General features: G+C 71.8%; 18 protein-coding genes. 6 read left to right on the top strand and 12 right to left on the bottom strand.

The window, feature by feature from the left end; translation table 11 throughout:
• Window positions 1-179: 179 nt before the first annotated feature.
• The 6 genes from QSK03_RS31510 to QSK03_RS31485 are packed head-to-tail and all read right to left on the bottom strand — an operon-like array spanning window position 180 to window position 7305.
• A complete protein-coding gene (locus tag QSK03_RS31510) occupies window positions 180-515 on the bottom strand; it encodes a hypothetical protein (RefSeq protein WP_285659622.1) in 336 nt (111 codons plus the stop codon).
• A 32-nt stretch (window positions 516-547) separates the two neighbouring features.
• The gene (locus QSK03_RS31505; RefSeq protein ID WP_285659620.1) at window positions 548-3130 is read right to left on the bottom strand and encodes a serine/threonine protein kinase; all 2583 of its coding nucleotides are present in this window, start codon (window positions 3128-3130) and stop codon (window positions 548-550) included.
• The gene (locus QSK03_RS31500; RefSeq protein WP_285659618.1) at window positions 3127-3696 is read right to left on the bottom strand and encodes an FHA domain-containing protein; all 570 of its coding nucleotides are present in this window, start codon (window positions 3694-3696) and stop codon (window positions 3127-3129) included. Before QSK03_RS31500 ends, QSK03_RS31505 begins: the two co-directional genes overlap by 4 nt.
• Entirely contained in the window at window positions 3693-4313 is a 621-nt protein-coding gene (locus tag QSK03_RS31495; RefSeq protein WP_285659617.1) for a 4Fe-4S cluster-binding domain-containing protein, read from the bottom strand. Before QSK03_RS31495 ends, QSK03_RS31500 begins: the two co-directional genes overlap by 4 nt.
• Window positions 4314-4324: 11 nt before the next feature.
• Window positions 4325-6139: an AAA family ATPase gene (locus QSK03_RS31490; protein WP_285659615.1), complete on the bottom strand. Its 1815-nt coding sequence runs from the start codon at window positions 6137-6139 to the stop codon at window positions 4325-4327.
• Complete coding sequence (locus QSK03_RS31485) at window positions 6136-7305, bottom strand: hypothetical protein (protein WP_285659613.1); 1170 nt, start codon at window positions 7303-7305, stop codon at window positions 6136-6138. The genes QSK03_RS31490 and QSK03_RS31485 overlap by 4 nt, the downstream gene beginning before the upstream one ends.
• 146 nt (window positions 7306-7451) lie before the next feature.
• Here QSK03_RS31485 and QSK03_RS31480 point away from each other — a divergent pair, with 146 nt between their 5' ends.
• Window positions 7452-8753, top strand: a complete 1302-nt coding sequence (locus tag QSK03_RS31480) for a hypothetical protein (RefSeq protein ID WP_285659612.1) — start codon at window positions 7452-7454, stop codon at window positions 8751-8753.
• Window positions 8754-8950: 197 nt separating this feature from the next.
• Window positions 8951-9421, top strand: a complete 471-nt coding sequence (locus tag QSK03_RS31475; RefSeq protein WP_285659610.1) for a sortase domain-containing protein — start codon at window positions 8951-8953, stop codon at window positions 9419-9421.
• Window positions 9422-9891: 470 nt separating this feature from the next.
• Here QSK03_RS31475 and QSK03_RS31470 read toward each other — a convergent pair whose 3' ends face one another.
• A complete protein-coding gene (locus tag QSK03_RS31470; RefSeq protein WP_285659609.1) occupies window positions 9892-10203 on the bottom strand; it encodes a transposase in 312 nt (103 codons plus the stop codon).
• Window positions 10204-10498: 295 nt separating this feature from the next.
• Between QSK03_RS31470 and QSK03_RS31465 the strand changes: the two genes are divergently transcribed.
• Window positions 10499-10642 carry a hypothetical protein gene (locus tag QSK03_RS31465; RefSeq protein WP_285659607.1) on the top strand — a complete coding sequence of 48 codons (144 nt, stop codon included), beginning with the start codon at window positions 10499-10501 and terminating at the stop codon, window positions 10640-10642.
• A gap of 844 nt (window positions 10643-11486) precedes the next feature.
• Here the strand turns inward: QSK03_RS31465 and QSK03_RS31460 are convergent.
• Window positions 11487-12758 carry an RNA polymerase sigma factor gene (locus tag QSK03_RS31460; RefSeq protein WP_285659606.1) on the bottom strand — a complete coding sequence of 424 codons (1272 nt, stop codon included), beginning with the start codon at window positions 12756-12758 and terminating at the stop codon, window positions 11487-11489.
• A 2227-nt stretch (window positions 12759-14985) separates the two neighbouring features.
• Window positions 14986-16443, bottom strand: coding sequence for a hypothetical protein (locus QSK03_RS31455; protein ID WP_285659604.1), 1458 nt, complete (start codon window positions 16441-16443; stop codon window positions 14986-14988).
• 241 nt (window positions 16444-16684) lie between these two features.
• Here QSK03_RS31455 and QSK03_RS31450 point away from each other — a divergent pair, with 241 nt between their 5' ends.
• The 3 genes from QSK03_RS31450 to QSK03_RS31440 all read left to right on the top strand — a co-directional run bounded on the left by QSK03_RS31450 (window position 16685) and on the right by QSK03_RS31440 (window position 19678).
• Window positions 16685-17989, top strand: a complete 1305-nt coding sequence (locus QSK03_RS31450) for a hypothetical protein (RefSeq protein ID WP_285659602.1) — start codon at window positions 16685-16687, stop codon at window positions 17987-17989.
• 245 nt (window positions 17990-18234) lie between these two features.
• On the top strand, window positions 18235-18660 hold the full coding sequence (locus tag QSK03_RS31445; protein ID WP_285659601.1) for a hypothetical protein: 426 nt from the start codon (window positions 18235-18237) through the stop codon (window positions 18658-18660).
• 103 nt (window positions 18661-18763) lie between these two features.
• Complete coding sequence (locus tag QSK03_RS31440) at window positions 18764-19678, top strand: hypothetical protein (RefSeq protein ID WP_285659599.1); 915 nt, start codon at window positions 18764-18766, stop codon at window positions 19676-19678.
• Window positions 19679-20009: 331 nt separating this feature from the next.
• On the opposite strand, the gene QSK03_RS31435 is transcribed toward QSK03_RS31440, so the two are convergent.
• The 3 genes from QSK03_RS31435 to QSK03_RS31425 all read right to left on the bottom strand — a co-directional run.
• Window positions 20010-20966: a hypothetical protein gene (locus QSK03_RS31435; RefSeq protein ID WP_285659598.1), complete on the bottom strand. Its 957-nt coding sequence runs from the start codon at window positions 20964-20966 to the stop codon at window positions 20010-20012.
• Between the two features lie 766 nt (window positions 20967-21732).
• Complete coding sequence (locus QSK03_RS31430; RefSeq protein ID WP_285659596.1) at window positions 21733-22353, bottom strand: hypothetical protein; 621 nt, start codon at window positions 22351-22353, stop codon at window positions 21733-21735.
• 301 nt (window positions 22354-22654) lie between these two features.
• Window positions 22655-22845 (bottom strand): integrase core domain-containing protein (locus QSK03_RS31425; RefSeq protein ID WP_285659594.1); only part of this gene is annotated, 191 nt, incomplete at its 5' end.

Genomic DNA, 22845 nt, shown 5'->3' with positions numbered 1-22845 from the left:
GAGACCCGCGCTGCTACTAGAGTCGCTGGTAGAGGCTGTGTGAGGCAGAGCACGGGAATCTCTTAATCCGTTGGTTGTGGGTTCGAGTCCCACGGGCCCACCGCATCTGCGCTGCAACGACAGCTCATCGACACCCGCTGCTCGCGGCATGCAGGCGGTGTCGTGGAGAAGGTACCGTCCTACACTCCGCGCCGTGGCACCTGAGCAAGGTCGACGTGGCGACCAGAGGGGCACGGTAGAGCAACTTCAGAGCGGCTCGCTCCGCGGTCCGGTGGGTTCTCCGTGTAGGGCTGCAGGGTGTTCTCCCCGGAGTGCACGACCCGCTTGTGCCAGTGCCGCGAGGTGCCGAAGAGCTCGGCACCCAGATCCCGCACCGCGGTGCTGACCTCGGACTCCCACGCCCCGGGCGCCATGAGACCACGCCGGGCGATCTCGGCGCACAGCTCCTCGGCGTGCTGCTCGGCGCGGAGCAGCTCCCGCGCCCGGGCGTCCTCGTCCACCGTTGACGTCGACACTGTTGTCATCATCCCGCGCCGCCCGCCGGCGGTCAGGAGCTAAGCATCGCCAACATCAGCCAGAGCCCGAACAGGACGGCGGCGATGCCGGCGAGGGCCCCGCCGACGGCGGTGCCGACGAGCGCCACGACACCGAGGACCTCGGGCGCGAGCATGTAGCAGAGCAGCACGGCGCCGAGCCCCGACGTCATGTCCAGCACCCGCGCCGGCGTCGACGCGAAGGGGCCGGCCCCCCAGCGCAGGATCAGGAGCAGCCCCGCGCCCAGGCCGAGGGCGAGGACGGTGTGCCAGGTCCACGGCTCGTTGCGGGACGTGAGCGGCCCCAGGAAGTCTCCCCAGGGCGGCAGGTAGAGCCAGGTGTTCAGCGGGGTGTACCAGAACCGGTAGAACTCGGTGAGGAAGAACGTCGGGTCGCCCAGCGCCCAGGTGTAGAGCTCACCGTGGGCCCGGGGCGAAACCAGCCGCACCACCTCGAGCACCCCGAGGAACATCACGCCGGCGAGGAACGGCGTGCTCAGCGCCGAGATCGTGCCGTGCGTGCTGCGCAACGCCGAGCGCCTGCGGTCGCGACGGTCCCGCTGCGCCCGTTGCCGGGCCTGCTCCCGCTGATCGCGCTGCCGCTGCGCCTCCCGGCGGGCCTGCTCGTCGAGGCGGGCCACCTCGGTGCGGTGCTCGACGTCGGCCAGGTCGCGGGTCACCGCGGCCAGCGCGAGCGCGAGGTCCCCGCCGTGCGGCCCGTGGCCGCGTACCGCCTGGTCGCGAAGCGCGGTCCACCAGCCCGCGTGCGTCGGCTCGGTGCCGGAGCGCAGCCCGGCGCGGTCGGGCTCCCGACGCCGGGGTTCGAGCAGGTAGGCCAGCGCCCGGGCTCCGGAGCGGTCCGCGATCTGGTCGCGGGTGGCGCCGGCCCCGTCCGCACCCTGGCGGGCCCATCCGGCGAGCATCTCGTGGGCGTTGCCCCGGACCCCTTCCACATTGGGGTTCCGGGCGAGGGCCCGCAGCCGCTCGCACCCGTCGGGCCCGCATCCCGGTTCGTGCCCCTCGGAGCAATGGTGGCGGGCCACGATCCCGAGCAGGTGGGACGTCAGGACCTCGCCGAGCAGCCGGCCGGCGGGCGTGGTCGCGCCGGCCTCGGCGTTCTGCGCCAGCACCAGCAACCCGGTGACGTCCAGGGCCTGTCCCTGCACCCGCGGCGGGGTGCGCTCGGGGGCGAACTGCGCCACGAACGACGCCATCAGGCGGCGCGCCTGCGCGGGTTCGAGCGCCTGGCGCAGCGGCTGCGTCGACCACGACGTGTCGCCGACGTCCCCGCTGAGCCAGTCGGCGAGCCGGACGCGTTCGCGGATCAGCCACGCCTCGGCGCGCCCGTGATCGTGGCGGAAGAAGTCCGCGAGCTCCCGCGGATTACGCACCGCGGTGCCGTCGACGTCCAGGGGCGGGTAGGCCACGTCGGGGCCCGACCCGCGGCGGACCTCGGGGCGCTCGCCGCGCAGCCAGCGCTCGATCTCGACCGCACCCCACCGGTCCTCCCGGGTGCGTGTGAGCAGGCCCGACAGCAGGAGCTGCCAGCGTGGGTCGGCGACGCCGGTCACATCGACCTCATAGTTGGTCAGCCGGTCGCGGACGGTGAGATACTCCAGTCCGGCGTACGGGTGCTCCCCCAGCAGTATCTCCAGCAGGATCATCCCGAGCGACCACCAGTCCTGCTGGCGGCCCAGGTGCCCGTTGAGCGCCTCCGGGGCGGCGTAGCGCTCGGTCATCTGCACCGAGGAGAACGCCCGGGAGACCGAGCCCCGGCGGGCCGACCCGAAGTCGGTCAGCACCATCTGGGCCGGATCGGTCGCGGTGACCATGACGTTGTCGGGCTTGAGGTCGCGGTGGGCCAGCCCGAGGTCGTCGTGGCAATGCTCGAGTGCGCGGGTCAGGTCGACGAGCACCGCCTGCGCCAGGCGCTCGGCGCCACCGGGCCCGGTGCGCTCCACGAGGGTGGTGAGCGTCCCGAGCCCGTGGAAGGCCTGGACCTCCCAGGCGCGGGGACGTCCGTAGAAGGGGTCGACGAACTCGCCGTGGGCGAGCACCGCCGACACTCGCCGCGGGTCGGCACCGCGCAGCGCCTCTAGCAGCTCCGGGTCGGGCGCCGCCGTCTCGAAGTACAGCTTGACGAAGACGTCCCGGCCCGTCGCGCGGTCCACGGCGCGCAACGACTCCGACTGCCCCGACCGCACGAGGGTCGCGACGTCGGTGAGGTGGTCCCGCAGCTCGGCCGGTAGCGGCATCGAGGGCGCGGTCGGCGGCGGTCCGCTCGACGGCGGGGGTGCGGCGCCCTCGTGCCGGGTGGGGCGCGGCACCGGCGACTCGTGCCGGGTGGGGCGCAGCGGGGTGTCGGGGCGGCGCGGGACGGGCGGCGGGCCCGCCCACGCCGACGGGGCCGACGGGAACGCCCCGGTCGGCCCGGTGCGCGGCGGCGGGACCGAGGGCGGCCCCGGCGACGGACCCGTCGGAGGACCCGGCCGCTGCTCGTGGCGGGTCGGGGGCGCCGACGGCCCTTCGGCGCGGTGCCGCGGCCGGCGGAACGGGTCGCGCTCCGGGGGACGAGAGGGGTCGATCTTATCGGTCACGGGGCGGCTCCGAGCTCGAGGTGGACCGAACTGCCGAGCCGGATAGCGTCGCCCGGCGCGACGAGCACCGGGTGGCCCGGTTCGAGACGGTGGTCGTTGACGAAGGTGCCGTTGGCGGACGCGACGTCGCGCAGCCAGACCGCCCCCTCGTGCCGGACGATCTCGGCGTGACGTCGCGAGACGACGTCGAGGTCGGCGAGCGCGCCGGCGATGACCGGGGTGGGGCTGCCGCGCCCGATCTCGAGGGGCTCCTCGCCCACGTCGACGCTGCCCCAGGGCCCACGCAGCGAGGCACCGGCCCCCGTCGAGGTCGCCGCGGGGGCCACCGGCGGCGCCTCGATCGGGCGACCGCACCACTCGCACTCGGCCGCCCCCGGCACGACCGGCGCGCTGCACGCGCAAGTCGAGACCCCGCCGGCGGGGGGCGCGTCGGGCACCTCGGGCACGGCCGGTCGCGGGTCGCGCGAGGGCGGGTCGGCGGGTGCCGCCGGCACCAGCACCGCGAAGTCGACGTCGCAGTGGGTCCGGTCCCCCTCGTACTTCCGGCGGCAGGTCGGACAGCTCAACTGCGCCATGACACCTCGCCCAGGTGCACGCCACGTCGGCGCAGTTCCCGCTCCATGCGCCCGAGGTCACCAGGCCGCGGTAGTCCGATCATCGCCATCCCCGTGTCGTCGACGACCACCTGCAGGTGGGGCGCGTCCCCGGCCTCGTCGAGGCCGTAGCGCTCGCGCCCGCGGTCGGTGTGGACGAGCAGCCTCTGGTTCGCCGAGGCGCGCAGGGGCGCCTGCGACGGCTCGCCGGCGCGGTAGGGCCCGGCGATGACGGCGTCGGCGAGCTGCGCGCACGCCCGCTGGGCCGCGTTCCACCGGTCAGCCTCGAGGCCGGTGAACAGCAGGACGTCCCAGGAGCGCCGCAGGGCCAGGTCGCTCGTGCGCAGCAGGCGGAGCAGGGTCGCGAGGTCGGCCGCCTGCTCGAGCGGCTCACCGCCGCTGACCGTCAGCCCGTCGCAGTCCCGTCCCAGCTCCTCGACGACCGCGAGGACGTCGCGGGGGTCGACGGACCGTCCACCGTCGGCGTCCCAGGTGTCCCGCGAGGCGCAGCCGGGACACGCGATCGTGCAGCCCTGCAGCCAGAGCCCGACGCGGCGCCGGTGGCCGAGCACCGTGACCGGTGCGTGCACGCGGCTGATCCTCACGTGACGTCCACCGCCCACACGCCGTCGGCGTCGAGTCGGAAGGCCTCTACGCAGACCGCGGGGGCGGCGTGGCCCCGCTGGAAGAGCCACCGGGCCAGCGGATTAACCACCATGGACTCGACGGTGGTCGCCACCCCGCGGCCCCCGTGGCGCAGGTCGGAGAGCGCGACCGTGCGCAGCGTGTGCATCGCGGCCGGAGCGACCTCCAGTCGCAGCCCGTGCTCCCGCTCGAGGCGGCCCGCGACCCGGCCCAGGAACACCCCGAGCAGCTCCTCGGCGACGTCGCGGCGGATGAAGTCGAAGACGACGACGCCGTCGCCGATCCGGTTGAGCAGCTCGGGACGCTCGATCTCGCGGCGGAAGAACTCGGCGATCGCCTCGCGGACCCGCTCGTCGACCTCCTCGCGGTCCATGGCCGCGGTCACGTTCTCGACGATCGCGCCGCGCTCGTTCTTGACCAGGACGCCCTTGTTCGACGTGAAGATCAGCAGGGTGTCGGAGAAGAGGACCGTCGAGCCGCGCCCGTCGGTCAGCCGCCCGTCCTCGAGGATCTGCAGGAACTTGTCGAGGATCCGTGGGTGCGCCTTGTCGATCTCGTCGAAGAGGATCACCCGGAACGGGCGGGCCCGCACGGCGCTGGTGAGCTGCCCGCCCGCGTCGAAGCCGGTGTATCCCGGCGGCGCGCCGACGAGCCGGGCCTCGCTGTGCTCGGCGGAGAACTCGCTCATGTCGAAGCGGAGGTAGGAGTCCTCATCGCCGAAGACCAGCCGAGTGATCGCCTTGGCCAGCTCGGTCTTGCCGACGCCGGTGGGCCCGGCGAAGAACAGCACCCCACGCGGGCGGGCACCGCCGCCGCCCGCCTGCGCCCCGTTGAGGCCCATGACCGAGCGGGTGAGCAGGTCCAGGGCCTTGCGCACCGCGTGCCCCTGCCCCCGCACGGCCTGCGAGAGCTCCTTCTCCCCGGCAGCGATCCGCGCGCGAGTGTCGGGGTCGCGCCACGGGTCCTCGACGACCCCTGTGCGGTAGGCCACCGCGGCGTCGCGGACGCGGGCGAGCGGGATGCGCTGGTCGACGGCGAGGTCGGCGGTGCCGAGCACCGCGCGCAGCGGCATTCCGTCGGTGGCCGCCACGAGGTCGGCCGCCGCGGCCTCGCGCTGCTGGTCGGTGGCCTCAGCGGCGCCCTGCAGTCGGCGCAGGCAGATCCGGGCGGCGGTCATCCGGGCGGGGGCCGCGGGCAACGGGACCGAGATCAGGCGGATGGTCGGGGTGGCGTCGACGAACCAGGTCGGCAGGTCGTGCTCGCGGTCGGCCACCCAGAACACGGTGTTGTAGGGCAGCGCGGACCGTCCGTCGGCGGCCAGGCCCGCGGGTGCGGCGGTCAGCGCGCTGTGCCGGGCCCGGCTCAGCAGGCCGCGCACGGCGTCGTCGACCGTGCCGTCGGAGCCGGTGAGCTGCGAGGAGTACTCGACGAGCAGCGCGACCGGCGCCCCGAGGTGCGTCGAGACGGCCGCCACGAGATCAGCGAGGTCCGGGGCGCTGAGCGTCGAGCGCCCGCCCGCCACCTGCGCGACGCCGGCGTCGGTCCCCGCGGCCACCGTCACCCCGAGGCCCGGCACGTAGCGCAGCAGCGTCCCGTAGCCGCGCCGCAGCAGGACCCCGGCCAGGGCGTTCGTGAGGTCCATCGGGATGACGGCCCCGTCGGGCCGGGGCACCAGGAACCGGTCCCGGACGTTGCCGGCGACGACCAGCTGCGGGTGCACGCAGAGGACGGTGTCGATCTCCCGGAGCCACTCCGGTTCCTGGGTGCTCACCGGCCGTGCTCCCGGGCGAACACCTTGGGCGTCGCCGTGCGGCCGGCCCCGGACACGGCACCGATCCGGGCCCGGTCGACCTCGCGGAGCGGCCGCGTGCCGGGAGCGAACCGGCGCACCTCGCCCAGGCGCAGACCCTTCCGCCCGGCGCGCTCGGCCAGGACGTCGACCTCGTCGCAGAACTGCGCGTCGACCCGCTCGTCGACGTCCGCCGGCGCATCGTTCGCGCGCACGATGTGCAGGTACGCGCGTCCCTGGGCGTCCAGCCGGAACGAGGCGGCGTGGTCGGCCCACTCGGGCCGCCCGGCCAGGACGTCGCCGTCGGCGGCCAGGCGGGTGCTGAACCCTTCGTCCACGAGGTAGCCCATCTCCACGAGCACGTCGGTGAGGATCGCGGCGGCCTGCCCGCGGTCCCGGGCGGCGTGCGCCGCGGTCCCGAGGCGGGCCACCCGCGCCGCGACCGCGTCGAGGTCGGCACCGGGATCGTCGAGCTCGGCGGCGAGGGCCTCGAGCTCCACCGCGTCACCCCACCGCCGGACCGCCTCGAGCTGCGCCCGCAGGTCGGCCATGACGGCGTCCCGGGCGAGACGGGCCCGGCGGGCCGCCCGCAGCCGCGTGACCTCGTCCCTGGCACGCGCCACCTCGAGCGCGGCCCCGGACGCGCTGCCAGCCGCGCCAACGGCCGTGACCGCCCGGTCGAGGACCTCGCGCCGGTCCTCCACCGGCCAGGCGGCGGCGATCTCGGCGAGCTCGCCGAGCGCGCGGGCCACCCACGGACCCGGCGCGTCCGTGGTGTGCGCGCGGTCCCCGCCGGTGTCGACCGGCCGGTCGTCGATCACCTGTGCCACCTGATCCGCCCAGCGGCGCTCGGTGGCCGCGGCCACCGACGAGGACAGGACGGCCTCGAGTTCGCGCACTGCCGCCCGCGCCGTGCGGGCCGCCGCGGTGACCTCGGCGCTCGTGACGCCCGCGGTGCCGACGGTGGGCAGCGCGGCGGGCGCGACGACGTCGACACCCAGCACGCCCCGCGCGATCCGTATCTCGCGGCGCAGGGCGTCGAGCTGCGAGCGCGTGCGCTCGTACTCGACGGCGGCCGCCGCATAGGCGCGCGCCTCCCGCGCCTCCGCCGTCTCGACCGTGTAGGCACCGCACTTCGGACCGCTCAACCCGCCCCCCCCGGACTCTCACCACCACCACCTAACGGACAGACGCATCGTGAGAACCAGTCGTCTGGATTCGCCGCGTCGTTACACACCGCACCAGCGGCGCGCGGACAGCGGCCGACAACGCGACGACGGCCGAGGACGTCTTCGTGCCGGAGCACCGCGTCCCTCCGCTGATGGGCGCCCTCACCGGGACGAACCTGTCGCAAAAGACCGCCGACTCGCCGCTCTACCGATGCGCGTTCTTCCCTTTCGTCCTGGTCAATAGCACCGGCGCTCCGGTCGGAATGGCCGAGGGTGCGATGGACGCCTTCCTGGCGCGCGTGCCCGGACGCAAGATCACCTATACGGACTGGGTGCAGACCGAAGCGCAGTCCACCCACATCCAGGTGGCCGACGCCGCGGTCAACATCCGCGCCGCGAAGGTGCTCAGCAACGACCTCGCCACGAGGATCCGGGACGCCGCTGACGCTGGCCGGAGCCTGAGCGTGGCCGAACGCGCGGCCATGCGGGCCGAGTCGGCCCACGTTGTTCGCCTATCGCGATGGGCGGTCGAGACGCTCAACAGCATGAGCGGCGCCTCCTCCATCCAGATGGACGTCCCGATCCAGCGCATCTTCCGGGCAGATCGCGGCCGAACGGCCCTGGCCGCCGGTCTGCTGTTGCCCTTCGGTGCCGGTGTCGCTGCAGCCACCTCACCGGAGCCGGTGTGTGCCGCCGTGGTCGAAGCCGAGGGGCTCGTCGACGAGCGCCAGGACGCCCTCGATGAGGCTCTGGCCGCGTACAACCGTCAGAAGACCGTCATGGCCACCACCCGAGCCACCTACGAGCGGCTGCAGGCCGACGAGACGGCCACCGCTGCCGATATCGAGGACGCCCGCGTCACCGCGCAGCGAGCTGTGGAGCGCAACACCAAGCTCTTTGCTGCCCAGCAGGCCGCGGGCCGGGCGCTGCAGGAAGCCGTCCGTGAGCGCGCGGACGCCCGCGAGCGCGCCGAGGGCGTCGACTGCACCGATGGCGGGACCGACGGGGTGACCGATGGCGGGACCGACGGCATGACCGATGGCGGGACCGACGGTGACTCGACGGGCGCCCCGGTGGCTCCCAGGGTGATCCAGCCGGTGACGGTGCACCAGCAGACGAACATCCACCCGATATCGGTGTACCTGTGGAGCGGGGAACGGTGGGTGGTCTACAGCGACGGCACCGCCGTGCGCTGCGGTTCCGGCGGGCAGGATGTCCAGCGTGTCGAGGTCGTCAACGCCGGAGTCGAGCAGGGCGCCCCGTCGAGCGAGGACGTCGCGGACGCCGCGTACCCGGAGGGTGGCGTGGCCGCGGGTGATGGGTCCGGCGCGATGACGCCGATCCTGCCCGTTGCCGCCGGTGCCGTCGGTCTGACCGCGCTGGGAGCCGGCGGCGTCGCCTGGCACCGTCGCCGCAGCACGTCGTGACTGATCACCCAGCTTCTCGGAGGGCCACGGCATCGCCGGGGGATCGAGCGACGAGACGGCCGGGGATCGGCCTCCCGGTCGTCCTTGTGCTCGTCGCGGTGGCGGCCTTCGCGGTCGCCGTCCACTCCAGCACGGGAAGCGGTGGGCGCATCGGCCCGGCCTCGGTCGGCCTCCCGGCAGGACGCACCGTCGTCGGCATGCCGCTCGACCCGGTGGCCACGTCGGCCTTGCGGGTCCCGTCGATCGGGCTGGACACCCGCCGACTCGCGGAGCTGGGGCAGGATTCGGACCGTCGCCTGGAGGTGCCGCGCGACGCGGCGACGGTGGGGCACTACTCGGGCGGCGCGGCAGCGGGCGGGCAGGGACCGGCGATCTACGCCTCGCACGTCGCCTATCGCGGCGAGGAGGGTGGCTTCGCCCACCTCGCCGACGTCGCCGCCGGCGACCAGGTGCTCATCGACCGCGCCGACGGGGTCACGGTGGTCTACCGCGTCGACCGGGTCGAGCTCGTCGACAAGGACGCGTTCCCGACCCTCGCGGTCTACGGCCCCACCACCGCCCCCGAACTGCGGCTCATCACGTGCGGAGGCACGTTCGACACCGACACCGACAGCTTCGACGACAACGTCGTGGTGTACGGCACCGCCCTCGATGCCTACCGAACCTGACGGCTTGCGGCACCTTGCCGACCCCTCAATCCGATAACCGGGTTCTATGACAACCACAACAGCGACGCCGTGACGTCGGCAGCATCGTGAGCCTGAAGCGGACGTCGAGCATGCCAGATACTCCCGTGTCGCCCGTTCCCTAGGGATTGTTCCGGTTAGTCTGCCCACAGTCGGCAAGGCCGAAGTTGTCGACAGCCTGTTCGTGAGCTGCTCCTGAAACCACCCCGCCAAAGCCAGGACCAGCAAGTCCGCTAACGGCCGACCCAGCGCAGTTGTGCCCATTCGGCGAGGGGGCAGCCAAGGCGACCCCTCCGGCTGCGCCTAGCGACAACGCTGCTGCGAAGCTGACTACGATGATCGCGCGCCTCATGCGTTTCCTCCAAGGGCGAATTGTTGGCCTGGAGGATGACGGCGCGGTGCATACGAAGCCAGAAGAATCACCCTAATGGCCCTGCATCAGCTTTCTTCTGTCACTGGCCACTGACAGTGGGTGACAGAGAAACGTCGGGATCAAGGGTCGCGGAGGTGCTTGCTGTGCGGCGCAGGATCTCGTTCTCCATCTCGAGCCGACGTTTCTCGCGGCGCCGCTGGGCCAGCTCGCTGCGCTCGTCGCTGCTCACCCCGTCACGGCGCCCGGCGTCGACGTCGTCCTGGGCGGCCCACCGTCGCAGACAGGACTCAGAGATGCCGAGCTCGGCGGCGATCTGGGCAACGGGCTTCTCGCGCTCGCAGAACAGCTTTACGGCCCGACGCCGGAACTCCGGCGGATACGCAGGCGGCACGAGGACATCCTTCCCGGCGACACCCGTCGCCTCAGGGTAGGTGTCCGCGGAACCGGGGGAAGGTCAGTGCGAGAAATTCGGGACGTATTGGCTCCCGAATACGTTCACACTGTTCGTGCGGCTCGACAAGATAGTTCCCGTACCGCCGGAATCGCCATCGGGCTTGGCCTAGGCCGGCCGATGGCCTTCTCAGCGTCCATCGCCAGAGTCGCCGCCTGGGTGCTCGGAAGCTTCCCAAGCCGGGAGGGCAGAGACGACAAGCGCCGCGCGCCATGCACCGACGGCGGTGAGGCCGATGACCGCAACCACCTTGACCGTCCGGAACCGCTTCTCGCGACGGACGTCGCTCGCGAAGCGGAAGTTCGTGCTGCTCATGGAGTCCTTTCCACTGGCGCACCTGTTGCGGCGTCTACGCCAGATGGCGCTCTACCTGCCCTGAGCTTGCTGGGCGGGGTAGGCGAGTAGACTCGGCGCGCCGTCGTTGTTGCCTGGTGCGCAGTTGTTGCCTGCCAAGGTTTCGCGGATGGACACCGGCCGAGGTGGGCAATCCCAGTGTCGGCGGCGGTTCTCATATTGGGTCAGCACACCCCGGCGACGCGGGCATACCCACCGGGGCAGACGCCCTCCGGAGCATGCATCGGTTGACCACTGTTGATCTCGGCGTTGCTGCGGGGATCGTCCTGGTACTCGGCGCGATCTGAGCGCCTGTCGGGTACGCCGTCTGTGCACATGTCGGGGTTTGACGAGCAGTACCGCGAGACGGTGTTGTTTCGTTCGCTGCCGCCGGCTTCGTCGCGATCGTGTGTCCGCGTCGTCGGGGTGGCCCTCCTCGAGGTGGTCGTGTCCGTCCTCGTTGTTGTGGTGGGAGGGGGCGTCGGAGCCACAACTGGCGGCAGAACCGGCGAGGCGAGCCCCGGCGCAGGCGTTGCCACCGGGGTCACCGGAGAAGCGACGGGCTCCGCGGTCAGCGTCAACGCGCTGGCTGTGCCGGCGCCCAGAGCGACGAGGATCGCCACGGCTAACCCGAGTCGGACCGGGAGCCGGCGAGACCAGGTGCGACGGTGGCTGCTCACCTCCGTCACATCGCTGGGCTGTCCGGACCATTACCGGCGTTGTGGAACATCACCGTTCGGGGGCACACACCTTGCAGATCGACCGGTCACCACCGTTGGAATGGTCGTGACGCATCACGTGCGTCTGCTCGCGGGCTTGGTTTGGGGCACCGAGAGCTCGCGCCGCCACTTCGGCTGAGGTGTGCACTGCTTGGCGCGCGCCCTCGGGCGTCAACCACCACCGAAGATGCCGCCGCCGTCCTGGTCGGCACCACCACCACCGCCGTCCGTGCCGCCGTTGTCGCCACCGCCGTTGTTGTTCCCGCCACCGCCGTCGTTGCCGCCGTTGCTGCCGGCCTGACCGCCGTTGTTGGACTGGCCGCCGTCGTTGCGGCCGCTATCGACCGCGGACGGAGTGCTAGTGACGGATCCGGCAGCGGGAGCGCCGGGTATGGGGGGATGCAGTCGGGACGTGGTCGTCGTTCGTAGTGGGTCCCTCACCCTGGGTACGGGTCGAAGGGCCGGCACCGTGGTGCTGGTGGTGACGCTGTGCTGAGCTGCCACCGGTGGTGGCTCGACGGTCGGAGCGCTGGTGAGGGGGCTGATGGCGACCAGCGAGGCGGTGGCGACCGCGACGAGGGGGGAAGCGACGACCGCGATTGCGGTCGGGGTGCCGGTTCCGAGGCTGGCGGGCCACCAGCTGTGGTGAGCGACGCCTGCGGAGGCCTTCAACAGCGGGGTGGCGTGCTGGGTCACGGAGTGGCCGAGCCAGGCGGGGGCGGGCACCAGGACGGGCGCCGAGCGCAGCAGAGCGTGCGGGGAGACGAGCTCGCGGCGAGCCTCGCCGCAGGCCTCGCAGCCTTCGATGTGCCGGTTGAGGCGTTTGCGCAGCAGCACGGTCAAGGTGGTGCCGTTCCAGCCCTCGAGCAGGGCGGCGAGCTCGGTGCAGCGTTCGCGCTGGTGACGCGCGACGAGCACCGCCCCGAGGCAGCGCTCGATCGTGGTCCGCAGACGCCCGACCATCGTGTTGGCGTTGGTGGCGCTGACACCGAGGGCGTCGGCGAGCGCGGGCCCGTCGAGGCCGTGGTGGTAGTGCAGTTCCAGCACCGCGCGGTCACGGTTGCTCAATCCTCCGGCGGCGTGGGCGACGAGTGCGGCGAGCTCGGTGCGTGCGGCGAGGGCCTCGGGACCGTCGGCCGTTGCGGGCACGTCGGGCAGATCATCACTGGGTTCCTCGCGGCGTCCTCGACGTAGTCGGGCGAGGGCTTCGTGACGGGCGATGGCATACAACCAGGGGCGGAGCTTGTCGTGCTCGCGCAACTGACCGAGCCGGGTCGCGGCGGTGCAGAACACGTCCTGGACACAGTCGGCGGCGGCGTCGGGGTCGCGCAGCATGCCGACACAGAAGTTGTAGAGCGCGTCGCCGTAGCGTCGGTAGATCGCCGCGAACGCGGTGGGGTTGGTCATCGCCGCCACCGCAAGCGCCGCGTCGCTGACCAGCATCGGCTCGGTGGCCAGCCTCGGCTCGGGACTCTCGCGCGGTCGCGGTAGCCGCACCGAGGTCGAGACCAGCCGGGGCTGTGATCCGGTGGTTACCGGTGAGGCCGTCGCGACCGAGCCCGTGCCAGGCCCGGCGTGCTTGGGCCCCGCGCCGGGTGGTGCCATCCGGTCGGGCGGAGCGTGGTGGCGACCCGTCCGACCGACGATCTTCTGCACATCGGGCACTGCGAGTGGATCAGCCTCGCCGTGTCCGGTCACGACACGATCCGCGCTTGGTCTTGGAGATCGAACCCCTGGAACGCCACTATCCCTGCCCCCCTTGCTGGTGGCACCCGACGACGTCCGTCGCGGTGTCCCCCTTGGTCCAGCTGCGATCACGGTCGTTCCCCGTGTCAGCAGCGTTTCGATCTCACGCTCAACACGCAGCCGTCTGCGCCCAACGGCATCGCGAGTCCGCCCGAAACGGACACCCGGGCACAATCGCGCCGGGGAAATCGGATCGATCGGTGCCGCGCTGAAGGACCGGAGCCTTCCCGCTCCTTCCGTGCGCGGACGAACTGCTGGTGTCGCACAGCGTGAAGGTCCCTGACGCGCCCAGTACCCCGGCGCCCAGTCGCAGCTTCAGGACTCGACGTCGTGTGCTGAAAGGTCATGGCAGGTGTGCCCCCTAGATGCTCCGCGGCCCGGTCGGTGTCGGCCTGCTGTTCACGGTTAGGAGCAGCCACGGAAGCCCGCTCGCACACTTTTCTGACGAGTTGCTCGACAGGTCCAGGACGAGCCGATGGCTCGCTGCCACTGCGCCCGCGCGCCACAGACCGCGGCGAGGTCCCGGGTGGCTCTCAAGCCCCGACCGAGGTGTGTCGCCGACGACGAATGACGTCGAACCCGTCAGTAGGAGCCACGCCGGATTATGGGGTCAATCTAGTCGAGAGTTTGCGCGTGAGTGGGGCTTACTGGCAGTACTTCTGGTAGACCGCTGTTCCCGGGGAAGCGAGCATATGACAGAGTTCCCAGCGCGAAGCAGGATTCTGCATCTGGCTAGGGCTCTCCACGTCAGTCTCCGTGCTGTTCAGATGGACATTCCCGCAGCGGTTCTGGGCCATGGAGAGGCCGGCGTCGATATCAGCCTGGCAGCCGTACGGGTCGGTCGCCGGGTGTCGGCTGCTCGAAGAGGTGCTCCCGGACGAGCCGTTCGGTGTACTAGCCCCGGGGTGAACCTCAAGCCAGCTGGCGGGCGGTTGGTGGCCGCAACGCGTCACGTACGCGCTCGGGTCGAGCCCGTGACGTGCGCCGTAGTCGCGCCACCAGGCCTTGTCGGAGCAGTGCCAGTTCTGGGCCCCCCGGTCGTGATGCGGTGAGGTGGTCGTCGTCGGGGTCGTCCTGGCCGTCGGGGTCGTTGGCTGAGCGGCCGGGAGCGGCGTGGCGTCGGCGGAAGGTTCGGGGGAGCTGGAGAGCCCGCAACCCGCAACAATACCCAGGATCATGACGAGCAGGACTGCTGCGCCAAGCAGCCAATGACTGGCGCGGTCGTGCACGAACGTCAACAGAATCCCCCTGAGAAGAGCCGGCGTCGCGCCGATAAGCCTTCGTGGCTGAGGAGTCGTCGGCCGATCAGGCAATGTTACGGCTGAACGTCAGAAAGCTCGTGGCCCACCAACTCGGGCCCTGCTAGGGCATCGCACCGGGTGGACGATTAACAGAGGTACCTAGTAGAGGTAAAGGAAAGCCGATGTTGTACTTGAAGCCTTGCGCGCCTCGGTGAGGCGAGCAGGGATGAACGGCAGCTGCCCGGGTGCACCAACCCGGCCAGGCGGGCGGGCCACTGCGGTCGGCGCGCCCCCGAATTGGCCGCTTCGATGTTCCGGCCTCGAGGGCGTTCGTGAGCGTTCCGAGGCCGTCCGGGATCGCCCGCGACATCTGTCCGGCATATCGTCGGACACCTGTCCAACTGTCCTGGACGAGCGCCACGGAGGCCCACGAGCCTGATCAGCGGCAACGCGGATGGTTCGATGCTCGCGAACCTTGAGCACTCGCTCGTCGTGACGCACGTCGTTGAACGCTTCACGCCGCTGGCCAGCGCAGATCGTGCTCGGGCGCTGGAGCGTGGCTGGCCGCGACAGTCTCGTGTCTGTGCACGGGATGGAGAAGGGCTTCGAGGGCGTGACCTCCGAGGCCCTCAAGGGCCACGTGCGAGAGCGGCCACAGAGCCAGCAGGGGCTGCGCTACGCGCTCAAGGACGCTTCAGCACCGTCACCGAGTACTGCGCCGAGGTTGAGACCGTGCTGCCTTGGGTCGACGTGACGGCGAGACCGGCGGTCACCACCGGGCAGGTCGCGTTCCGGTCGACCGACAGCTGCCGGCCGGAGACCGGGTCGACGGACGCGAGGCCGGCGGCCTGGAGCAGGAGCACGCCGCGGTCGATCGCACAAATGCCGTCGGCCGCGCCGGCCGGTAACGACCACAGCTGTCGACCGGTGAGGTCGTAGGCGGTGAAGACGTTCTGCTGCGTCGACGAGGAGTCGCGGCGCGGAGTGGCGACGAGGACGGCGTCCTGCCCCAGCACCGCGCCTGGGACGATCCCGAGCGGCCTCGATGTGGGGTCGAGGACCGCGTAGTTCGTGATGCTGCCGGTCGGGATCGTCGCGCGGACCCGCCCGGAGGGTAGATCGATAAGCGAGACCTGTTCGCTGCCGCGAAGTGCGAGCGTGAGGGCGTCGCTGGAGAGCGACTTCCCCGTGTACCGCGTGTCCGAGCCGGTGCTGGCGAACCCGTCGAGCGTGGGGCGCCCGGGTCGCCCCACCGCCGCCAACGCCCGCGCGACGTCGTTGGTGTCGGTGTCGCTGACGGGGATCGTGGAGAGCACGCGCAGGTCGGTGTCGGCGACGAGCCGCACGCCGTCGAAAGTGCTGGGCCCCGTGGGGTCGGGTCGGGTGTCGACCCCTGGCTCCGACGGTGGCGGGACCGCGACGACGACGTTGTTGCCCACCACGTTGACCGCGTAGGGGACGGGTCGCATCCCGCCGGTGGATAGGTCGATCAGCCGGGACACGTCGAAGCTGCGGTTGAGGACGTAGCGGCCGTCCGTGGTTGGGAAGAACGCCGGTGTGGCGGTGTGGCACACGGTGTCGATCAGCAGGGTCTGGTCGGTGGTGTCACCGGAGTGCAGGACGACATCCCAGAGGGGTCGCAGGGTTCTGCCATCCCGTGCAGCGACGTGGGCCTCGCGCCTCCCCAGCTCCACCCCGTTCGCGGGCACTTCGGTGTCGTAGCGGGTCAGGACGACGCTCGTCCCGTCCGGACGCCGGACGACCGTGGCCCCGCAGTCGACGATCTCGGGTAACCCCGGCCCCGCGGTCGCGAGTCGTGCGCCGGTGGCCTGGTCGTAGGTCACGAGCTGGTGGCTGCTGCGGCCCGGCGCGGTACTCACCTCGTCCAGCACCGCGACCACGGCTCCGTCGGCGTCGACGTGTGCCTGACCGTTCGGGGACCCGGTGAACGAGAAGAGCACGCCCCCGACCGGAACCGGGGCGTCGGGCGGCGAGGTCGGCGAGTCCAGCGCCCCCGATGTCGTGGTCGGGCCGGCCGCCACCGACGGGGTCGCCGCAGGAGGGCCCGACGTGCGACCGATGCGGACCGCGAGCACCGTGACCGTGGCGGCCACCAGCAGCAGCGCCATCCCGGCAGCCACGAACGGCAAGGCTCGGCGCGGTGATGTAACCGCGCGCGGCAGGTCGACCCGAGGGATCGGTCTGGTCGGGGCGTCGTCGGTGGGTCGCGTCGGTGCCGCCACGGGTTGCTTCCTCCTGGGTGCCTCGACCTCGCCGCCACGGCGGGCGGACCCCTCGGGGTCGGGTCTCGTCAGCCCCCCCATCGCCGTGGCGGCCGTGGATGTTGCGCCCGGGGCGTAACGGGAGCTCACCGCTCCAGCGATGACCGACCGTCCGGCGGGCGCCGGGATGTCGGGGGGACGGGCGATGGATCAGCGCACGACGAGACAGAGCATGGTGCCCGGGCTGCTCTGGGCGGTGATCGCCGGGTTCGGGATCGTCGCCTTCTGCCTGCTCTATCCGACGATCGTTTTCCTGCGGCTCGGCGCTGCGATGTTCTCCTCGCCCGCGCTCGGGTTGCTGGGGCTTGCGATCGCTCTGGTGTCGGGGTCGTTCGTCGTCGCGTTCGCGCGGGTCGGCTACGGGCTCTACCAGGGCAGCCGGGTCGCGCGCGGGGTCGCGTTCGTGCTCGCCGGAAATCTCCTGCTCTCGTGCTTCGCGGTGCCGGTCGCCACCGGGCTCACGGTCGTGCTCGCCGTCGGCTCGCTCGGCGTCGTCGCCGTCCTGGTCTTCGCCCCGTCGGCGCGCGCCTGGTTCGCTGGGCCGTGGCGCGGCGACACCGAGCTCCCGACCTCCATCGTCGTCGCCCAGACGGTGATCCTGTACTCGTCGGGCATCACCGCCCTGCTCTCCGCGACGCTGCTGGTGGCCGGGATCGCGCTGCTCGCCCTCCCCTACGCCGCGGGCACCGCCGGACCGATGATCGTCACGGCGCTGGTCTGCGCTGCCATCGCCGCTGTCGGGTTCTGGGCGAAGGCCGCAGTCGCCCGCGCCGAGCGGCTCGCCCGGGTCCTGATCACCGCGGCCACCGCGGCCGACCTCGCCGTCGTAGTCCTGCTCTCCGCCGCCGACGAGAGCGTGCTCCCGCTGCTCGCTGCGTTCGGTCTGCACGCCGCTGCCGTGGTGGCCCTCTGGCTCCCCGCCGACGCTCGGCGATTCTTCGGCGAAACAGCCCTACCCGTCGTGGAGAACCTGCACCGCCACGTCCTGGAGAGCGGCCGCAGCGCATCAGCCGGGCCGACACCGCCGGCCCCAACCGGGTACCTGCCCCCGCCTGCGCCGCTGACTCCGCCGCCGACTCCTCCGCTGGCGACCGGGCGGCACCCCTACCCACGATCGGACATGAGCACCGCGAGTCGGCTCCCATGCGGTCCACCGGCAGTGCCGCCACCTGTCCCTCCGCGTTCCGGTCCGGTCTCCCGGTCGCCCGCCACGATGACCAGCCTCGGCCCGCCGAGCGGCCGCCACGTACGGCCCGACCCGATCGAGTTCGCCGCCACCGCCCCGGAGCCGAACGCCCCGGCCTTCTGCGGGCGCTGCGGGGCGGGCGCGGTGCCCGGCGCCGTGCACTGTGTGCGCTGCGGATCCCGCCTGCTCGGGCACCGCACGGCCCAACCGCAGCCGTGACCACGCTGCAACCGCCCGCGAGCGGGAGAAGGCGCCGCGGGCTCGTCCTCACCATCATCGTGTCACTCGTGGCCGGCGTCGGACTCGGTATCGGACTCGTTCTCGGCGCCCTCCCGGCTCTGGGTCCTAGCGGCCAGACGGTCGCTCCACCGGTCGACCTGCACGCGGTCGACTGGGGCGACGCGACGCTGCCGGGTTCGGTCTGTCGCTCACCCGCACCCATCCGGCTTCGCGGCGGCGAAGCCGTGGCGGTCCCGTCCTCCTTCGAGGGCCCCAGCTCGAACTACCCGCAGGACGTCCACGTCGACGCCTCCTCGGTCGTCTACGGCGACCTCACCGGGGACGGACGCGACGAGGCCGCGCTCCCGTTGACATGCAACAACCACTACTCCACGGCGGCGGGCACGACCGTCGTCACCGCCCTGCTCTTCGACGGTTCGTCGGGCGAGGCCGCACTCCTCGGTGCACTGTCCAGCTCGCAGCCGCGCCTTGGCGAGATCCCCAACGCGATCACCGTGAGCCGCCTGCTGCCCGGGCGCGTCCTCGGCGACGAGTCGTTCTACGGCCCGGAGGACGCGACCTGCTGCCCCTCGGGCCGCGCAAGCACCATATGGCCGTGGACCGGCGGCGCACTCGGTGCGCCGCAGGCGACCATCACCCGACAGCGATGAGGCCGCCGGACGGGGTGTCGCGCCCCGGGGCGGGACCAGGTCACCTCGCCACCCCCGCCGCTCGGCGACGTCGAGAGCAACCGTTCGTATCGAGGAGCGAGCTGTGAAGCCGACCCTGATCATCACCGGCGTCGTCGCCGTCCTGCTACTGCTGGGGCTGGCGGCCGGTGTCGGTGACGTCTCGTCGTCGAGCTCGTCCTCGAGCAGCTACTCCTCGTCGAGTTCGTCCTCGTCGGACTCGTACTCCTCGTACTCGTCTTCCGACGAGTACGGCGGCGAGGACCCGCAGTCGCTGGAGCTGAACTGGCTCCCAGCGCTCACAGTGCTCTCCGGTGCCCTGGCCATCGGCGCGGTGTTCGTGCCGACCATGCCCCGCAACCGGCAGCTGCTCCTCGGCGCTGTGGGGTTGCTCGCGGGCATCTACGGCATCTGGGTGTGGGAGCAGGACACCGGGCACTACGGCTTCCCCGCGATCGTCACCATCGCCCCGCTGCTAATCGTCGGATGGGCGGGCTACGGGTGGCACCAGAACGTCCAGAGGGGCGAAGGCGCGCGCGGGTCGCTCGACGACACCGACGATGCGGGCCCCGACCTGGTCTTCCCGGTGGCGATCCGGGCCGGCTCCCGCGGCTCGGTCGGCCTCGACCTCGACGTCGAGGCGTCCCCCGAGACGATCCGCGACGCCGTCAGTCGGGCGCTCGCGAACCGGGGCAACTACTTCACCACCGACGGCTGCGCCTACTCCGTGCTGCGCCACCAGCCCGACGGCCTGGACTGCGCGATCGTCAGCGGCTTCCGCGGTCTCCAGCACTGCACGTTCAGCGTGCGGCTCAGCCGGACCCGCCTCGGCGTCCGACTCGTGGACTATCAGACCGTCAACGAGAAGATCCTCTTCGTCATCCCCATGGGGCCAGCGACGATCCCTGGATACGGCTCCTACCGCCACTTCCTGCAGGCCCTCACGCGGGAGATCCGCCGGATCGACCGTGGGGCGGGAGCCCGAGTGGTGCAGGCGTGAAAGGTGCCGTCGCGGTCATCGTCGGGTCACCGTGGTCGCCGGCAAGGTCATCGGGCTGCCGGTGACGCCGACCTCCCGGCGAGGACCGGCCGCTCCGGCGGTCCTCCCGCCGGACGACGGCTCCCTCGATGGCGGGTCCAAGGACGTCCACGGACGCCGTTGCCTCGGGTGCCCGACTAGGCGCGTGTCCTGACCCCGGCGCCCTCACCGTGCCCTTGGTCTCGCCGATGCGCACGCTGCGACGGGCGCAGGCCCGCACTGCGACGTGGGGTCCGGGGAGGGCGACTTGCCGACGATGATGCCGACCCGAGGCCGACGTCCCGGACTGCGCCTAACGAGGCCAACCGCTCGTCAGAGCCTCGTCGGCGAGGGTGTCCGCGCCTCTTGAGATGATCAGGTTCTCGGACGTGATCGAGTAAGTCACACCGTTGTTGGTGGCGATCCAGCTGTCCTCGCTCCGTGTCACGGGCAGGGTGATCGTCAGACCGGTGCGGTCGTTGGCGCCGAAGTAGTAAAGCGCCCCGGACGTTCCCTGGCAGATCGCGATGTGGACACCGGAACTGTGCGCAACGACCGGGGCACCGACGGCGGCCTCGGGCAGGCTGCTCGCTGCCTCGGTCGGACAGGTCGTGCCCGAGCCCCCTGCCGTTCCGGAGCCCTCTGCCGTCCCCGAGCTAGGCGTCCCCGTCGCGGGTGTCGTGCCGTTGCCGGCCGTTGGTCCGGTCGCGGCGGTTGATGTCGCGCCGGTGGCGCTCGCGACGGTCGCCGACTCCGGAGCCGGACCGGCGAGTGTGATCACCACCGTCGACACCGCCGCGACACTGATCGCCGCGCACAGGCCGACGATGATCGCGGAGCCATCCGGTGCTCGAGCGCTCCTCGGACGGCGCGCCGCCCCCATGCTCCCGACGAGCAGACAAGCGAGGAGAGCAGCTGCCAGGACGCCTGCCGCTGTGCCCCGACCGGCGCCCACCCCTTGCGTCGCCAGGACACCCGGCAGATCGCCACCGCTTAGAACGACCGTGCCCGCCGCCGCAGCCGCCGTCAGTGGCAAGCCGAGCAGCATCACCGTCGCCCGGTCCCGGCCGGTCAGCAGGTCAACGGTCACCGGAGCCGTCAGGAGGGTGAGCCCACCGAGCAGCACGAGCCCGACCGGCGAGCTCGCGACCCACGGGCCTGTCCCGGGCCACGGCACGAGCACCGCAGCGCCCACGCAGAACAGTGCCGTGAGCGCGATGACCGAGAGATAGCCACGCCCCGACGACGCCGGCGCGGGCTGCGGTGGCATCGGAGAGACAGGACCACCCACCGTCGGTGGGGTCGGAGGTCGGACACGGGCCGGTGGACGAGGGGCGGGCACGGTGGCACGGGCCACGAGCAGGCGCGAGCTCAAACGGCTCGTGCGGTCCTCGTCGAGGACGATCGTCGGAGCGTCGAGTGCACTCGTCCGCGACAGGACCGCGGCCGCGGGTGACGTCGGCGCCGCCTGTGCGGTGGGCGCTGCCTGTGGGGTGGGCGCTGGATGTGGAGCGACCAGGAATACGGACGATGGCGTCGACGGGCGCGGCCGCTGAGGCACCGTGCCGATCGGGATCGCCGACCACAGCTCGCTCATCCGCTCGCCTTCCTGCGGCAGCGCCCCCCGCCGCCATCGTCCAGTCATCGTCGGGCGACACGGATCCGTTGCAGTCACGCGCCCCGCCCGTGGTCAGCGCTCTACTGACGCCGTCAGCGCGCGGACGTCAAGCCGCCGCCTTCTGGGTATCGCGCATCGCCGCCGACGTTGCCGGCCCCAAACGCGGCGCCCGTGACCGTGTCTGACCTCGGGCCTGACTGAGGACACCACGCTCACCGCAAGATCACCTGATGTGTCCGCGGCCACGAACGGACGACGACGAGGGCGACGGCCCGGGCGCATCACACCACCGACAGCGAAGTCAGTGGCTGCCCGACATCTGCACCCGACGTAACGAGCCCTCGAGGCCAGGACTCGCCCTTCAACGCTGCCGCGGCGTCCGCGACCGGTGCGCGGCCCACCGCGACGGGGCTCAGGTTCAACGCGTACGAGTGCTCTGGCGAGAGCCGCAGTGGCCACAGTGTTGCCGGGGTGGGCTGTTGCGCCGGCCGCATTGTCCGCAGAACGCGGCGACGCTGGCGGTTTGCTCGTCCGCCCATCGGTCCCCGGTCGAAGGCGGCGCTGTCAGAGGGTGGGCCGAGATGACGGGTCCCGACCCAGCCGGCGCGGAGCCGTGGGGCGGCACGGGAGCGCTGGTTCGCGGGGTGTCGCTGAAGGCGGCCCGCGACGACTCAGGCAGCCAGAGCAGGCCGAGCACCAGGAGAGTCCACGCGACGGCGGCCAGGAGGAGACCCAGCCCTTCCAGGCCGTCCACGGCTCCGAGCGCGACCGTCGCGAGCAGGTTAATGGCGTAGACCCCGGCAAGTACCCCGCGGGCGCTCGGATCAGCTCGTCCGAGGCGGGCGCAGCACCGGAGCTCGACGACGGCGAGGACGATGATCAGCAGCCCGATCAGCACGAGAGCGGTCCCAGCTCCGCCGTCCGAGCCGCTCAGGAAGATCGCGAAGATGCCGCCGACGACGGAGAACGCGCCCCACAGCAAACCGCCCAGGCCTGAGAGCAAGACCAGGACTTGCGCGGCGATGATGGTGCCGGGCATGCGCGGAAGCGCGGCGCGTTCCCGGCATATCGAGCAGTCCGCGCCCACGGGTAGGTGTTCCCCGCATCCAAAGCAACGCCGCATCACGCGCTCCTTCCCGCCGCTTGGGCGGCTCGAGGCGCCACAGCAGCGCCGACTCGTTCTGGGTCAGTCACAGTGAACTCGGAACGGGCGCCGGGAAATCTCTCGGCAGCCGAGCTGCCCGAGGACCTCGTTGGTTCGCCCAGCCAGCGAGGCGTAGTCCTGATGGCAAGCCGCGAACTGAGGTTGGCCCCCAGGACCGGACACCGACGGTGTGGGGTCAGTGATCTTGGTCAGGCGTGGTGTGGGCTGCTTCGTGGTCCAGCGGGCTGAGCATTCCGATGCTGGAATGGCGTCGCTTGGGGTTGTACCAGCACTCTATCCATTCGAATATCGCGTTGGCAAGCTCGGCGCGGGTGGACCAGGTGCGGGAGTCGAGCAGTTCGAGTTGCATCGTGCCCCAGAACGACT

The organism is Actinomycetospora sp. NBRC 106375 (assembly GCF_030269665.1).
Taxonomy (GTDB): Bacteria; Actinomycetota; Actinomycetes; order Mycobacteriales; family Pseudonocardiaceae; genus Actinomycetospora.
The sequence above is the reverse complement of the archived record's forward strand: the minus strand, read 5'-3'. Positions and strand labels throughout refer to the sequence as shown.

What these genes read in the sequence shown, in the direction of transcription:
- QSK03_RS31475 (WP_285659610.1), top strand. Translation starts at nt 8,951, where the DNA reads ATGCCGCTCGACCCGGTGGCCACGTCGGCCTTGCGGGTCCCGTCGATC.
- QSK03_RS31465 (WP_285659607.1), top strand. Translation starts at nt 10,499, where the DNA reads ATGACCGCAACCACCTTGACCGTCCGGAACCGCTTCTCGCGACGGACG.
- QSK03_RS31460 (WP_285659606.1), bottom strand. Translation starts at nt 12,758, where the DNA reads ATGCTGGTCAGCGACGCGGCGCTTGCGGTGGCGGCGATGACCAACCCC.
- QSK03_RS31450 (WP_285659602.1), top strand. Translation starts at nt 16,685, where the DNA reads ATGACCGACCGTCCGGCGGGCGCCGGGATGTCGGGGGGACGGGCGATG.
- QSK03_RS31435 (WP_285659598.1), bottom strand. Translation starts at nt 20,966, where the DNA reads ATGCCACCGCAGCCCGCGCCGGCGTCGTCGGGGCGTGGCTATCTCTCG.
- QSK03_RS31430 (WP_285659596.1), bottom strand. Translation starts at nt 22,353, where the DNA reads ATGCCCGGCACCATCATCGCCGCGCAAGTCCTGGTCTTGCTCTCAGGC.